16 protein-coding genes and 1 riboswitch are annotated in these 13188 nt (G+C 73.0%); of the genes, 7 read left to right on the forward strand and 9 right to left on the reverse strand.

The window, feature by feature from the left end; all coding sequences use genetic code 11:
* Positions 1 to 31: 31 nt before the first annotated feature.
* The gene (locus IW245_RS07965; protein ID WP_197002538.1) at positions 32 to 613 is read left to right on the forward strand and encodes a TetR/AcrR family transcriptional regulator; all 582 of its coding nucleotides are present in this window, start codon (positions 32 to 34) and stop codon (positions 611 to 613) included.
* Between the two features lie 78 nt (positions 614 to 691).
* Here IW245_RS07965 and IW245_RS07970 read toward each other — a convergent pair whose 3' ends face one another.
* The 3 genes from IW245_RS07970 to IW245_RS07980 form a co-directional block, all read right to left on the reverse strand.
* Entirely contained in the window at positions 692 to 1579 is an 888-nt protein-coding gene (locus IW245_RS07970) for a bifunctional 5,10-methylenetetrahydrofolate dehydrogenase/5,10-methenyltetrahydrofolate cyclohydrolase (protein WP_197002539.1), read from the reverse strand.
* Positions 1576 to 2151, reverse strand: a complete 576-nt coding sequence (locus IW245_RS07975; protein ID WP_203787444.1) for a cyclodeaminase/cyclohydrolase family protein — start codon at positions 2149 to 2151, stop codon at positions 1576 to 1578. The genes IW245_RS07970 and IW245_RS07975 overlap by 4 nt, the downstream gene beginning before the upstream one ends.
* Positions 2152 to 2169: 18 nt before the next feature.
* Positions 2170 to 2255, reverse strand: a riboswitch (ZMP/ZTP riboswitch).
* Positions 2256 to 2348: 93 nt separating this feature from the next.
* Positions 2349 to 2792 (reverse strand): MarR family winged helix-turn-helix transcriptional regulator, encoded by a 444-nt coding sequence (locus IW245_RS07980; protein WP_197002541.1) that lies wholly within the window; start codon positions 2790 to 2792, stop codon positions 2349 to 2351.
* Between the two features lie 75 nt (positions 2793 to 2867).
* On the opposite strand from IW245_RS07980, the gene IW245_RS40410 reads away from it, so the two are divergent.
* The 3 genes from IW245_RS40410 (at position 2868) to IW245_RS07995 (ending at position 4552) form a co-directional block, all read left to right on the forward strand.
* Positions 2868 to 3239, forward strand: a complete 372-nt coding sequence (locus IW245_RS40410; protein ID WP_197002542.1) for a cupin domain-containing protein — start codon at positions 2868 to 2870, stop codon at positions 3237 to 3239.
* A gap of 217 nt (positions 3240 to 3456) precedes the next feature.
* Positions 3457 to 4077 carry a GTP cyclohydrolase II gene (locus IW245_RS07990; RefSeq protein ID WP_197002543.1) on the forward strand — a complete coding sequence of 207 codons (621 nt, stop codon included), beginning with the start codon at positions 3457 to 3459 and terminating at the stop codon, positions 4075 to 4077.
* A 1-nt stretch (position 4078) separates the two neighbouring features.
* On the forward strand, positions 4079 to 4552 hold the full coding sequence (locus tag IW245_RS07995; RefSeq protein WP_197002544.1) for a MarR family winged helix-turn-helix transcriptional regulator: 474 nt from the start codon (positions 4079 to 4081) through the stop codon (positions 4550 to 4552).
* On the opposite strand, the gene IW245_RS08000 is transcribed toward IW245_RS07995, so the two are convergent.
* The 4 genes from IW245_RS08000 to IW245_RS08015 are packed head-to-tail and all read right to left on the reverse strand — an operon-like array spanning position 4553 to position 9286.
* The gene (locus tag IW245_RS08000; RefSeq protein ID WP_197002545.1) at positions 4553 to 6541 is read right to left on the reverse strand and encodes a DUF8189 domain-containing protein; all 1989 of its coding nucleotides are present in this window, start codon (positions 6539 to 6541) and stop codon (positions 4553 to 4555) included.
* A gap of 50 nt (positions 6542 to 6591) precedes the next feature.
* Complete coding sequence (locus tag IW245_RS08005) at positions 6592 to 7452, reverse strand: ABC transporter ATP-binding protein (protein WP_197002546.1); 861 nt, start codon at positions 7450 to 7452, stop codon at positions 6592 to 6594.
* Positions 7449 to 8249, reverse strand: coding sequence for an ABC transporter ATP-binding protein (locus IW245_RS08010; protein WP_197002547.1), 801 nt, complete (start codon positions 8247 to 8249; stop codon positions 7449 to 7451). Before IW245_RS08010 ends, IW245_RS08005 begins: the two co-directional genes overlap by 4 nt.
* Positions 8246 to 9286, reverse strand: coding sequence for an ABC transporter permease (locus IW245_RS08015; RefSeq protein WP_197002548.1), 1041 nt, complete (start codon positions 9284 to 9286; stop codon positions 8246 to 8248). The genes IW245_RS08010 and IW245_RS08015 overlap by 4 nt, the downstream gene beginning before the upstream one ends.
* Positions 9287 to 9364: 78 nt before the next feature.
* Between IW245_RS08015 and IW245_RS08020 the strand changes: the two genes are divergently transcribed.
* Positions 9365 to 9979 carry a TetR/AcrR family transcriptional regulator gene (locus tag IW245_RS08020; protein ID WP_233472488.1) on the forward strand — a complete coding sequence of 205 codons (615 nt, stop codon included), beginning with the start codon at positions 9365 to 9367 and terminating at the stop codon, positions 9977 to 9979.
* A gap of 90 nt (positions 9980 to 10069) precedes the next feature.
* Here the strand turns inward: IW245_RS08020 and IW245_RS08025 are convergent, their stop codons facing one another.
* Positions 10070 to 10795: a metallophosphoesterase gene (locus IW245_RS08025; RefSeq protein WP_197002549.1), complete on the reverse strand. Its 726-nt coding sequence runs from the start codon at positions 10793 to 10795 to the stop codon at positions 10070 to 10072.
* A gap of 76 nt (positions 10796 to 10871) precedes the next feature.
* Between IW245_RS08025 and def the strand changes: the two genes are divergently transcribed.
* A complete protein-coding gene (def, locus tag IW245_RS08030) occupies positions 10872 to 11393 on the forward strand; it encodes a peptide deformylase (protein ID WP_197002550.1) in 522 nt (173 codons plus the stop codon).
* Position 11394: 1 nt separating this feature from the next.
* Positions 11395 to 12432 carry a tRNA (adenosine(37)-N6)-threonylcarbamoyltransferase complex transferase subunit TsaD gene (gene tsaD / locus IW245_RS08035; protein WP_197002551.1) on the forward strand — a complete coding sequence of 346 codons (1038 nt, stop codon included), beginning with the start codon at positions 11395 to 11397 and terminating at the stop codon, positions 12430 to 12432.
* Here the strand turns inward: tsaD and IW245_RS08040 are convergent.
* Positions 12413 to 13186: a GNAT family N-acetyltransferase gene (locus tag IW245_RS08040; protein WP_231398705.1), complete on the reverse strand. Its 774-nt coding sequence runs from the start codon at positions 13184 to 13186 to the stop codon at positions 12413 to 12415. The two genes, tsaD and IW245_RS08040, sit on opposite strands and share 20 nt — an antisense overlap.
* Positions 13187 to 13188 lie beyond the last annotated feature (2 nt).

Consider the following 13188-nt stretch of genomic DNA (forward strand, 5'->3'; position numbering starts at 1 on the left):
GCTCGGATGGCTAGCAATGCTAGGGTGAGGTGTGTCCATCCACGCGCGCCGTGAGCGCGAACGCACCCAGCGCCACGAGCTGATCGTCACCGCCGCCCGGGAACTGGCCGAGGCCGAGGGCTGGGAGGCGGTGACGACCCGCAGGCTCGCCGACCGGATCGAGTACAGCCAGCCGGTGCTCTACAGCCACTTCTCCGGCAAGGACGCGATCGTCGCCGCGGTCGCGGTGCGCGGCTTCGCCGAGCTGGCCGGGGCACTGGCCGCCGCGCGCGGTGCGGGGGAAGCCGGGGAGCCCGGGGCGGCGCTGGCCGCCGTCGCCCGGGCCTACGTCGACTTCGCGCACGCCAATCCGGCGCTCTACGACGCGATGTTCAGCCTGGCCACGGACCTGCCGTTCGGCGGGCCCGACGCGCCCGAGGCGCTGCGGGAGGCGTTCGGCCAGCTGCTGGGCGTGTTCGTCCCGCTCGCCGGGGATCGCGACGCCGAGACGTTCACCGAGGTGGGCTGGAGCGCGCTGCACGGCCTGGTGACGCTGACCCGGGGCGGCAGGCTCCGCCCGGACCTGGCCGAGCGCCGCCTCACGATCCTGGTGGACCAGCTCTCACGACCCTGAAAACCAGGAATATTCTCCGGTTACGGCGACACCTGATCCGGTTTCCAGCGGCCCGACACCTCGCGGGACCCGGCGACGTCACGCCCGGGCCGCGTCCAGGGTGTGCCGCAGCAGCAGGGCGGTGGTCACGGGACCCACCCCGCCGGGTACCGGACTCAGCGCCCCCGCCACCGCGGCCACCGACCCGGCGTCGACGTCCCCGACCAGTCCCCCGTCGGCCGTCGGATGGGTGCCCACGTCGATGACCACCGCGCCCGGGGCGACGTGGTCGGCGGTGACGAGGCCGGCCCGGCCGACCGCGACGACCAGGATGTCGGCGCGCCGGGTGACGGCCGGCAGGTTCACGGTCCGCGAATGGCAGACGGTGACCGTGGCGTCGCGGTCCAGCAGCAGGTGCGCGAGGGGTTTGCCGACCACCGTGGACCGGCCGACGACCACGACCTCCTTCCCCGCGAGGGCGATCCCGTGGTGGTCGAGAAGCGCGACGACGGCCTCTGCGGTCGCCGGTGCGTACGCCGGCAGGCCGGTGGCCAGCCGACCGAGGCTGACCGGGTTCGCGCCGTCGACGTCGCGGGCCGGTTCGATGGCCAGGGCCACCTCGCGGGCGGACACCCCGGCCGGCAGCGGCGTCTGCAGGATCACCCCGTGGGTGCCGGGGTCGGTGCCCAGCGCCACCAGGGTCGCCGTGATGGTCGCGGCGTCGGCGTGCGGGCCCAGGTCGACGACCTCGCAGGTGATGCCGACCTTGCCGGCGGCGCGGGCCAGGGAGCGCACGTACCAGGCGCTGGCCTCGTCGGCGGTGGCGGTGACGATCGCGAGCTTCGGGGCCGGCCCCTGGGCGACCATGGCCGCGACCTCGGCCCGGATCGACGCGGCGAGATCCTTGCCCGACAGGGGCGACGCGACGCCGTCACCGGGCAGGCGTGCGCCACCGGAGGTGAGGTCCGCTGCCGCGTGCCCGGTCATGCCGCGATCCGTGCGCGGACGGCGGTCGTGACGGCCTCGGCGCGGGCGATCAGGTCGTCGACCCCGTCGAGGGCGGCCAGAAGTTCCCGGCGCGCGTCGGGGTCGACGACGCCGGCGAGGTTGACCTCCACGTTGACCCGAGAGGTGGTCGCGGCGGCGCGGGCGGCCTCGGCGGCTGCGGCGATGTCGGTGACGACGTTGCGGTTGCCGACCGGGAGCAGGTCCTCGGCGAGGGCCACGAGCCGGGCGGCGACACCCAGTACGGCGGCCGGCGGCCGGGCCGCAGCGACCAGGGCCGCGGCGAGGACCTCGCGGGGTCCCCGGTACGCGGCGGCCACGGCGGCGAACGCCTCGGCGTCCTCGGCGACGAGGGCCACGGCGCGGGCGCGCAGCCCTTCGGCCTCGGCGAGCACGGCCCCGATCAGCGGGGCGTGTTCGGTGTACTTCGGGCCGTCGCTGTAGCGGGCGACCATCGCGAGCAGGGCCGCGCCCTGGGCGGCGTGCAGCGCCGCGGACGCGCCGCCGCCGGGTGCCGGACTGCGGCTGGCCAGTTGGTCGAGAAATGTCTGCACACGAACCTCCGTCGTCGACGAAGGTGCCCAGGCGGTCGACACCGTGCGTTGTGTGGCTGCCGCTCCCCGGTGGTGATCCACCCTCGCCAGTCGCGACTGCCTCCGAATCTACCAGGCGCGCGGAATCGGCCCGGATCGCGCGGGCGAGCCGGCGAGCGCGGCCGTGGACGGCGTCGGAGCGCCGCGGCGCGCGGCGGCTACCAGGTGGGGCGCAGCCGGCCGGGGGCGGCGACCCGGGCCAGGTCGGCGACCATGGCCGCGACCCGGTGCTCGCCGATCACCGCGGCCCACCGGGCCGCGGCCTCCTCGGCGGCGGCGTCGGCGGCCCGGGTGCAGGCCCAGCCGCGTTCGGTGAGGGTGACCAGGCGGGCGCGGGCGTCGCGCGGGTGGGGCTGGCTGGTGACGTACCCCTTGCGGGTGAGTTCCTCCACGAGCTGGCTGGCGGCCTGTTTCGTCACGCCCAGGTGTTCGGCGACCTGCCCGACGGTGGCTCCGGCCGGGGCGAGCCGGACGAACGCGAAGCCGTGCGCGGGGCGCACGTCGTCGAAGCCGCGGGCGACCACGCCCGAGTGGATGGCCTCGCTGAGGGTGTTCGCGGCGGCGAGCACGAGGTAGGCCAGCGCCCGGTGGTCGGTACTCATGAAAGCAGTTTGACATCCCGGACAAGATCCTTGACCATTTTAGTCAAGCCACTTGTCTAGTTCCGAGGAGTCACCGTGCCCGTCATCCACCCCTCCGACGCCGTCGTCTACGAGATCCACGGCAGCACCTTCACCTCCTACGCCGCCCCGCGCAGCGGCAGCGCCGAGCTGTGCGCGTGGCGGGTCGACGTCCCGGCCGGCGTGACCGGCGTCGCGCACCGGGTCACCCGCGAGGAGATCCTGCACATCACGGCCGGATCGGCCACCGTCACCCTCGACGACGAGAAGCAGGACGTGACCGTCGGTGACGTGATCATCGTGCCGGCCGGCAGCCTGTTCGGGATCGACACCGGGGCCGAGGCGCTGTCCGCGTGGGTGAACACCAGCGTGGGTCTGCGCGCCGCCCTGGCGGACGGTTCGTGGCTCACGCCGCCGTGGACGGTCTGACACTGTGGTCGGGTCCCGCGGTCGGCTCCGGCCGACCCGCGGGACCCGACTGCGTTCTGCGACGCCGCAGCGACCGACCGCCCTGGTCGCGGGCGTATTCCCGCCGCGTGCGGTGGGACACGTCAAATTCCGCGAGGTTGCTCACATTGATCGTTAAGGAACCCGGCCGTATCGTCGACAGGGAAACTTGAACGCTCAAGCACCGTGGAGGACAACGATGATTGCTCCGGCCGGAATACGGACCAGGGTCCCGGTGCCGCTGCGTTTCGGCGACGGTTTCACCACCCCCGCCGAGATCGTGACCTTCACCGGGCTCGCTGACGGTAAGGAGCACCTGGCCATCGGCCTGGGCGATGTCACCGGCGTGGACGTGCCGCTCGTGCGGGTGCACTCGGAGTGCATGACCGGCGACGTGTTCGGCTCGGCCCGCTGCGACTGCGGTCCCCAGTTGCGCGAGGCCGTCGAACGCATCGCCGAGCACGGCGGCTGGCTGCTGTACCTGCGCCAGGAGGGCCGCGGCATCGGGCTGTACGCGAAGCTGGACGCCTACGCCCTGCAGGACACCGGCCTGGACACCTACGCGGCCAACCGCGCCCTCGGGCACGCCGACGACGAGCGCGACTACACCGCCGCCGCCCAGATGCTCGCCGCGCTGGGCGCCCCCCGGGTGGACCTGCTGACGAACAACCCGGACAAGGCCGCGCAGCTGCGCGACCTGGGCGTGGACGTGCGCGTCCTGGCCCGCACCGGGGTGCACGCCACCGAGGCGAACCTGCGCTACCTGCACGCGAAGGTCGAACGGACGGGTCACACCATCGACCTGACGCCCGCCGCCTGACATGCCGAACAGCACGCTCTCCGAGCCCCGCTGGCTGACCGAACCCGAGCGGCGCGCGTGGCTGGCCTTCCTGGTCACCACGCGCCGCCTCGACGAGGCGCTCGACCGCCAGCTCCAGCGGGACTCGGGGATGCCGCACACGTACTACATGATCCTGGCGATGCTGTCGGAGACCGAGGGCTGGTCGCTGCGGATGAGTGACCTGGCGGAGCGGACGAACTCCTCGCAGAGCCGGCTGTCGCACGCCGTGGCGCGGCTGGAGGAGAACGGCTGGGTCATCCGCAAGAAGTGCTCCAGCGACGGCCGGAGCAACTGGGCGACCCTGACCCGGGCCGGGTTCGACACGCTGGCCGCCGCCGCCCCCGGACACGTCGAGGCGGTCCGCCGGTACCTGTTCGACGCGCTGACCCCCGAGCAGGTCGAGCAGTTGGCGACGATCAGCGAGGCGGTGCTCGACCGGCTCGACCAGGACTGATCAGGGCAGGGGCGCCCACGGCCGGAACGGGCTGTCGGGGCCGGGGTTGTTCTGCGCTGCGGCGTAGAGCCGGCCGTTGGGGGCGAGGTGGAACACGACCACCCGCCCGGACGCGTCGACGCCCGCCGCCGGGGTGTCGATCGAGGCGCCGGCGGCGTCCGTCCATCCTGACGGCCCCCAGCCCTGCGGGGTCTGGCGGATGTGGCTGATCCCGGTGGCCTCGTTGCGGGCGAACACGAGGATCCGTCCGCCGCTGGTCAGGGTCGCCGGTTCGCCGACGCCGCCGGGGCCGCCGAGGTCCAGCGGGCCGTTCCACTCGCCGCCCGGGGTCGTCTGGTAGACGTGTTCGAGGGTTCCGCTGTCCCCGGCGCGGTAGAAGATCTCCAGCCGGCCGTCGCCGTTGCGCGCCGCGCTCACCGGGCTGCCGGGGTGCCCGGGCAGGGTGTGGGACACGAAGCCGGAGTTCGGGGCCGTCTGGGAGCGGTGGTCGATCGTGGTGCGGGTCGCGGCGAACACCTCGATGCGACCGTCGGCGCCGGTGACCGACACCGGCACGCCCTGGATGTCGCTGCCGCCCATGTCCAGCCACGTCGGCGTCCACGTGCCGTTGGCCGACGTCTGCCACTTCGATCCCAGGCCGCCGTTGCCGTTGGTGACGAAGATCTGCATCCGGCCGTCGGCGTTGATCCCGACGGCCGCGCCGCTGACGGCCCGGCGGACCTGCGGGGTGATGTCGTCGTTGGGGTTGCCGAAGTTGTCCCAGCGCCCGACCCACGCGCCGTCGGTGGAGGTCTGCCAGGTGGTGAACACGCCGGCGTCGGGGTTGGCGCCGACGGCGAAGATCTCCAACCGGCCGTCGGCGTTGTTGCCGACCGTCAGGACACCCGTCAGGGGCACGCCGGGATTGCCGAGGTCCACGGGGCCGCTGTACGCGCCGTCGCCGGTCTGCCGCCAGGTCAGCACCCGGCCGTCGAGGACGACGAACGGTTGCAGTTGGCCGTTGGCGTTGCGGCCGACCCACGCGGTGCCCCGGGGGAAGCGCGGGTACATGACCTTGCTGTAGGCGACGTACACCGGGGCGGGGTTGCCCGCCGGGTCGCGGGTCGCGTCGTCGTAGGGGATGTAGTGCCGGAACACGGCGTCCTTGAGGTCGCGGTCGTGCGCGGTCAGGTTCGGCACCAGGGTCTGGATGTTGTTCTGCCGGTAGTACTGCACCGCCAGGCGGTGGTTGTCGCCGGGCCCGGTGTACCACCCGGTGACCTCCTCGGTGAACAACGCCGAGGCGACGTGGTCGTAGTGGTCGTCGAACGTCTGGCCCAGGCAGCGGTAGCCGGGCTGGTAGCGGTGGTCGGGGTGCGGGTCCTGGCCCCGGACGAGGGTCGGCCGCACGGCGCGCAGGATCGCCACGACCGTGTCGCGCAGGGTGACATGGGTGTAGCGGGTGCGGCCCACCGCGTCGGGGTCCGTGGCGTCGTCGGGCACGACCGGGGTGGCGGTGAACCCGCCGTCGGTCCACAGGTGCATCAGGTCGCAGCTGGCGCCGTCGTCGTAGCCGTCGCGGACGTTGAGGAAGATCAGCTGCACCGCGGGGCGGGCGGTGAGGGTGAACCGCTGCACGGTGGACGGACCGATGGTGGGCGCGTCCTGGGTCCAGCAGGCGCGCGGGGTGGCGCAGGGGGCCACGCCGGCCATGTGCCGGTGGGCCTCCATGGCACCGTCCTGGCGGGAGCGGGAGTACTCCGGGCCCCGGTCGGCGTCGCCTGCGGTCAGGTAGACGGTGGTGTTGGCGTACCCGGCCTCGGCGGAGCGTTGCAGGTCCGGGTTGAGGAACAGGATCTCGTCGTCGGGGTGCGCGACGATCTGCGCGAGGCGTTCGGGGGTGGGCCCGTCCTCGGCGTGGGCCGGCGGGGCGCTGCTCGCCCCGGTCAGTCCGGCCGCGGCGAGTAGTACGGACAGCATGGCGACGGGCCCACGACGCAGGATTCTCACGGAGACCTCCCTTGGCACGTGACTTCGACGCTACCAACGGAAAGTCCAATTTATAGGTCTATACGGCAGATGCGAGTCATCTTCTCCTCGAGGGTGGCGGGCACCTGACGGACGTCGGCGGGCACCCCGGCCGCCCGCAGCGCGGCGTCGACGGCCGCCGGGTCGGTGTCGGCGACCCGCACGTGCCGGCCGGCGAGGGTCACTGCCAGGCCGGCGCGGTGCAGGGCGTCGAACGCCGCCGTCCAGTCGGCGGTGCGGACCTCCACGGCCGTGGTGTCGGCGACGATGTCGGCCTCGGTGCCGGCGCCCACCGCCGCGCCCCGCGACATCAGCACGAGGCGGTCGCACTGCTGGGCCTCCTGCATGTAGTGCGTGGTGACCAGGACGCCGACGCCGCGTTCTGCCTCGTCGTGGATGACGTCCCACAGCCGGGCGCGCGCGAGGGCGTCCACACCGGAGGTGGGTTCGTCCAGGACGAGCAGCGCCGGGCGGTGCGCGAGGGCCGCGGTGAACGCGAGCTGGCGTTGCAGGCCCAGGCCGATGTCGCCGACGAGCCGGTCGCCGGCGTCGGCGAGCGCGCCGGTCAGGGCCGGCGGGGACTTGCGGCCGTAGGCGGCGGTGACGAAGGCCAGGTTCTCGGCGACGGTGAGGGTGGCGTAGAGGCCCAGGCCCTGGGCGACGTACCCGAGGCGGGTGCGGGTGGCCCGCGACGGGGCGGCCCCGAACAGCCGGATCCGGCCGGAGGTGGGGGCGGTCAGGCCCAGGATCATCTTGATCAGGGTGGTCTTGCCGGCCCCGTTGGCGCCGAGCAGCCCGACGATCTCGCCCTCGCCGACGGTCATGGACACGTCGTCGACGGCGGTGAAGGAGCCGAACCGGCGGGTGACGCCGTCGGCGGTCACGAGGCTCATGAGGTCCTCCCGGCCAGGGTCGCGGCGATCACGGCGTCCTCCATGTCGGCGGGCAGCGGGGTCTCGCCCGGGACCGGCGGGCCGGGGTGCCAGGCGTGCCAGCGCCGGCCGCGCCGCCACGCCAGGTCCCGGTCGGGCGGGTCGTCGGTGACGGTGATCGTGCCCGGGGTCGAGGCCGTCACCTCCTCGGGCGGGCCGGAGCGCAGGACCCGGCCGTTGTCCAGGACGCACACGGTGCCGGCCCTTTCGGCCTCGTCGAGGTACGTGGTGGACAGCACCACCGCCGCGCCGTCGACGGCGGCCTGGGCGATCAGTCGCCACAGTTCGACCCGGCTGACCGGGTCGACGCCGGTGCTGGGTTCGTCGAGGACGAGAAGGCGCGGGGCGTGCAGCATGGCGAGGGTGAAGGCGAGTTTCTGCCGCATGCCGCCGGACAGGTCGCCGGCGAGGCGGCCGGTGACGGCGGTCAGGCCGGCGGCGTCGAGGAGGTCCGCGCGGCGAGTGCGGTCGCGGACCCGGTAGGCCGCGGCCACGAAGTCGAGGTTCTCGGCAACGGTGAGTTCGCGCCACACGCCGGTGCTGGTGGGCATGAACCCGATCTCGCGCAGCGCGGGGGCGTCGACCCGCCCGGACGTGGGCCGCACCGCTCCGACGAGGCTGCGCAGCAGGGTGGACTTGCCGGCCCCGTCGCCGCCGACGACGGCGGAGACCTGCCCGGCGGGGGCGGCGAAGGTGACGGCGTCCAGGGCCAGGGTGTGCGGGTAGCGCACGGTCAGGTCGGTGGTTCCCCAGGTCATGACGCGCTCCCGGCGGGCGCGGGCCGCGGGGAGGCGGGCTCGGCCGGTCGGCTGGGGGCCAGGTCGCGGCGGAAGCGGGTGACCGCCGCGGTGAACACGACCACGGCCATGCCGGCGAGGACGACCAGGGGCAGCCACAGGGAGGCGAGGTCGCCGCCGCGGAGCATGACGCCCTGGGAGAGTTTGGTGAAGTAGGTCAGGGGCAGCAGGTAGCCGATCCAGCGGACGCCGGGTGCCATCGCGTCCAGCGGGAAGATCATGCCCGACAGCAGGATCTGCGGCATCATGATCATGAGGGCGAGTTGGATGGCCTGGCCCTGGTTCTGCGACACGGTGGAGATCAGCACCCCGACGCCCAGGACGACGAACAGGAACAGCGCGGCGCCGAGCGCGAAGACGCCCACGTTGCCGTTGAACGGCACCCCGAACAGCACCCGGCCGAGGACGGTCACGATGACCATGTCGAGGGCGGCGAGGACGTAGTACGGCACGATCTTGCCGATGATCACGTCGGCGGGCCGAAACGGCATCACGGCCAGCTGTTCCAGGGTGCCGGCCTGGCGTTCGCGGACCAGGCCGATGGCGGTGACGATGGTGCCGATGAAGGTCAGGATCAGGCCGACGAGGGCCGGGACCATCACCCAGGAGGTCTTGAGGTCCGGGTTGTAGAGAACCTCGACCCTCATCTGGGTACGCCCCAGCGCCGCCTTGGCCGCCTGCGCGCCGAACAGGTTGGACCCGTCGACGAGGGCGACCGGGGTCTGGCCGGTGACGATGACGACGTCGGCCTTGTCGGCGCGCAGCCGGTCGCGGGCCCAGGCGTCACCGGCGGTCTCCTCGACGCGTCCGACGGCGAACGGGGCCCGCAGCGCCGACGCCGCCTGGGTGGCCCCGGGGCCGACGACGTCGGTGGTCAGGGTGGACACGTTGAAGCTGGCCGCGTAGCCGAAGACGACAAGCAGGAGCAGGGGTAACACGATCAGCATGGCCATGGTGCGCCGGTCGCGGCGCAGCTCCAGGAACTCTTTGAAGATCATCGCCCACATCGCGGGACTCCGCATCTCTCAGGCACATCATCAAGTGTTGAAGATGGGCTGAGCGTAGCATCGTGAGGCGTGACGCAACAGATTCCCCAGCGCGCCCGACGCTCCGAGGGCGACGACACCCGCGAGACGATCCTGGTCGCGGCGCGCCACGAGTTCTCCGCCAGCGGGTACGCGAAGACGACGATGCGCGCCATCGCCCGCACCGCGGGGGTCGACCCCGCGCTCGTGCACTACTACTTCGGTAGCAAGGAGAAACTGTTCGCCACGGCCGTGGACCTGCCGGCCGTGCCCGGCGAGGTGCTGCGCCAGGTGCTCGACGGGGACCCGGAACAGACCGGGGCCCGGATCCTGCGCACGGCGCTGACGGTGTGGGACACCGAGGCCGCCGGCGGGGGCGGGCGGTTGACGGCGCTGCTGCGCTCCCTCGCCGACGACCACGGGCCGGCGACGATGCTGCGGGAGTACCTGACCAACCAGGTGTTCGCCCGGATCACCACCCACCTGGGCAGCGACCAGCCGCAGTTGCGGGCGGCGTTGTGCTTCTCGCAGGCGGTCGGGCTGATCCTGACCCGGTTCGTGGTGCGCGCCGAACCGATCGCCAGCGCCGACCGGGAGTTCCTGGTGCAGTGCTACGCGCCGACGTTGCAGCGGTACCTGACGGGGCCGTTGCCGGCGGCACGGTAGCCGCGCGGCGGGTGACTGGAGGCGGCCCTCGTCGGGTGCCGGCGGGCGGGGGGACGCGCGCGGCGTCACCGGATGATGGTTGTGGGCTTTTTAGGGGAGCACCCGGTAGTGGGTGGTCAGGTGGGTGCCGTCGAGGACGTGGAAGGCGATGCCCGGCGGGTCGTCGAGGGAGAGGTGGCCCCGGTCCTCCCAGGGCAGCATCAGCGTGGACACCACGCCCGGGGCGACGAGCAGCGGCAGACCGGCGAAGGTGCTGGCGGCGGCGGTGTGCGCGTGCCCGCACAGCACGGCCACGACGTGCGGATGGCGGCGCAGGACCCGCTCCAGGCCGGCCGGCACGGTCAGCAGCAGGGTGTCGAGGATCGTGTTGTACATCGGCGTCGGCGGGTGGTGCAGGGCCACGAACGCGCGCCCGGTGGCGGCGGCGAGGGTGGAGTCGAGCCAGGCGAGGGTGTCCTCGGTCAGGGCGCCGTCGTCGCGGCCGGGGATGGTCGAGTCGCACAGCGCGAACGTGACGCCGCCGACGACGTGGACCTGGTTGACCGGCCCGGCGCCGTCGCGCTCCAGGAGGCCCTTGCCGAACGCGGCGCGTTCGTCGTGGTTGCCGGGCAGGACCAGCACGGGAACGTCGGCGGTGAGCAGCGCGGCGGCCTCGGTGTACTCCCCCGGCGCCCCGTGGTCGGCGATGTCGCCGGTGACGAGGATCGCGTCGAGAGGCTGGCCGCGCAGGTAGTCAATGACGGCGGCGGTGCGCTCCGCGGCCCGGGGCGACCCGTCGAGGTGGGTGTCACTGATGTGCGCGAACACAAAAGGCATGCCAAGATCATGCCACGGCCACGGGGCCGACAACGGCGCGTGAGGCCCCGAAACGGCCCGTATATATTTGTCAACCATGACAAACTCCGAGGGCACGGCGCGGCGCATCACCTATTACGGCGAGGCCGTCCTACACAAGCCCTGCCAGCCCGTGACCGAGTTCAACTCCGAGCTCAAGGCCCTGATCGAGGACATGTTCGCCAGCATGTACGAGGCGAACGGGGTGGGCCTTGCGGCCAACCAGATCGGGGTGGACGCGAGGGTGTTTGTCGTCGACTGCCCCGACGCGTCCGAGGAACACGTCGTCGCGCACATCGTCAACCCGGTGCTGGAGCTCCCGCCGCCGCCGCGCGAGCTGGTCACCGAGGGCGAGGGTTGCCTGTCGGTGCCGGGCCAGTACGCGGAGCTGGGCCGCCCCGGCGTGGCCACGGTCACAGGTTTCGACATGGACGGCAAGCCGATCACGATCGTCGGCACGGGCCTGCTGGCCCGCTGTCTGCAGCACGAGGTGGACCACCTCGACGGCACCTTGTACGTGGACCGCCTGCCGGCGGCGCAGCGCAAGGAAATCCTCGCCGCCGCCGGTCTGGGCAACTAGGGTGCCGCTGATCCTGGGCATCGAGACGTCCTGCGACGAGACGGGCGCCGGCCTGGTCCGTGACGGGGTGCTCCTCGGTGACGCCCTGGCGTCCAGCGTCGACGAGCACGCCCGGTTCGGCGGGGTGGTGCCGGAGATCGCGGCGCGCGCGCACCTGGAGGCGGTGCGCCCCATCGTGCAGCGCGCGGTGGACGCGGCCGGGGTGCGTTTCGCCGACATCGACGCGGTGGCGGTGACGGCCGGGCCGGGGCTGGCGACGGCCGTGCAGGTCGGGCTGGCGGCGGGCAAGGCGTACGCGCTGGCGCTGGGGGTGCCGCTGTACGGGGTGCACCACCTCGCCGGGCACGCCGCCGTGGACGTGCTCGAACACGGGCCGCTACCGGCGAGGTGCGTGGCGTTGATCGTGTCGGGTGGGCACACGTCGATCCTGCTGCTGGGCGACCTGGCGCGTGATCCGATCGTGCACCTCGGTGACACGGTCGACGACGCGGCCGGGGAGGCGTTCGACAAGGTGGCGCGCCTTTTGGGCCTGCCGTACCCGGGTGGGCCGGTCATCGACCGCATCGCCCGCGACGGCGATCCGGCGGCGATCGACTTCCCGCGGCCGATGACCGGTCCGAAGGATCCGCCGTACGGGTTCTCCTTCTCCGGGCTCAAGACGGCCGTGGCCCGCTGGGTGGAGCGGCACGAGGGCCCGCTGCCGGTGGCGGACGTGGCGGCCAGTTTCCAGGAGGCCGTGGCCGACACGTTGACCCGCAAGGCGTTGCGGGCGTGCGCGGAGCACGGCGCGGACACGCTGCTGATGGTCGGCGGGGTGGCGGCCAACAGCCGGGTTCGGGCCCTGGCCGAGGAGCGTTGCCGGGCCGCCGGGGTCACGTTGCGGGTCCCGTCGATCCGGCTGTGCACGGACAACGGGGCCATGATCGCCGCCGTCGGGGACCTGGTGGTGCGGGCCGGCGCGCCGGCGGCCGACCTGTCGTTGGGGGCGCAGCCGTCGGCGGTGCTGACCGGGGCCCTGGTCACCGGGCCGTGGCGCTGACCTCCTGGTAATCGGAGACGGTGACGAATCCGAGACGTTCGTAGAGGCCGACGGCCGCGGTGTTGTCGGCCTTCACGTTGAGTCCGATGTGCTCGACGGTCTCCCGCAGCCGGGTGCACAGCGCGGACACGGCGACGGCCGCCAGGCCCTGGCCCCGCACCTCGGGCAGGGTGGTGACGTTGCCGATCGCGGCGATCCTGCGGGTGGTCGAGCGCACGTGCAGGCCGGCGACGGCGACGAGCCGGCCGTCGCGGCGGATCCCGGTGTAGTCGCCGGCGTCGAGCATCCGGGCGTCGAACGAGTTGTCCGGGTACGCCGCCGCGTACAGTTCCCGCAGGTCGGCGAGGTCCGCGCGGGTGAGCGTGACGGTGGGCTCCCCGGTGACGGGGGCGAAGTTCTCCAGAGCCATCTTCCGGTGTACGCCGTGGTCGACGACCTTGTAGTCGTTGTCCAGCACGTCCTGGGCGCCGCCGGTGACGTGCGCGTAGAAGCTGCGGGGCAGCACGGGCAGCAGCTCGGTGACGAGGGCGCGTAGTTCCGCCGCCCGGTCGGGTCGGCTCAGCGCCAGCAGGATCGGGCCGAACTCCGCCCCCGTGTAGAGCAGGGCCACGCTGTGGCCGCCGCGCAGCCGGTACCAGGTGGTGTAGGGCCAGAAGTGGTCGTCGAGGTCGCCGAGCTCGTAGGCGTGCAACGCCGGATCTGCGGCGAAAGTGGCGGCGAGGTCTGCGCGGTCGTGCACGGTCGTCAACAGCATTG

It is taken from the genome of Longispora fulva (assembly GCF_015751905.1).
Taxonomy (GTDB): Bacteria; Actinomycetota; Actinomycetes; order Mycobacteriales; family Micromonosporaceae; genus Longispora; species Longispora fulva.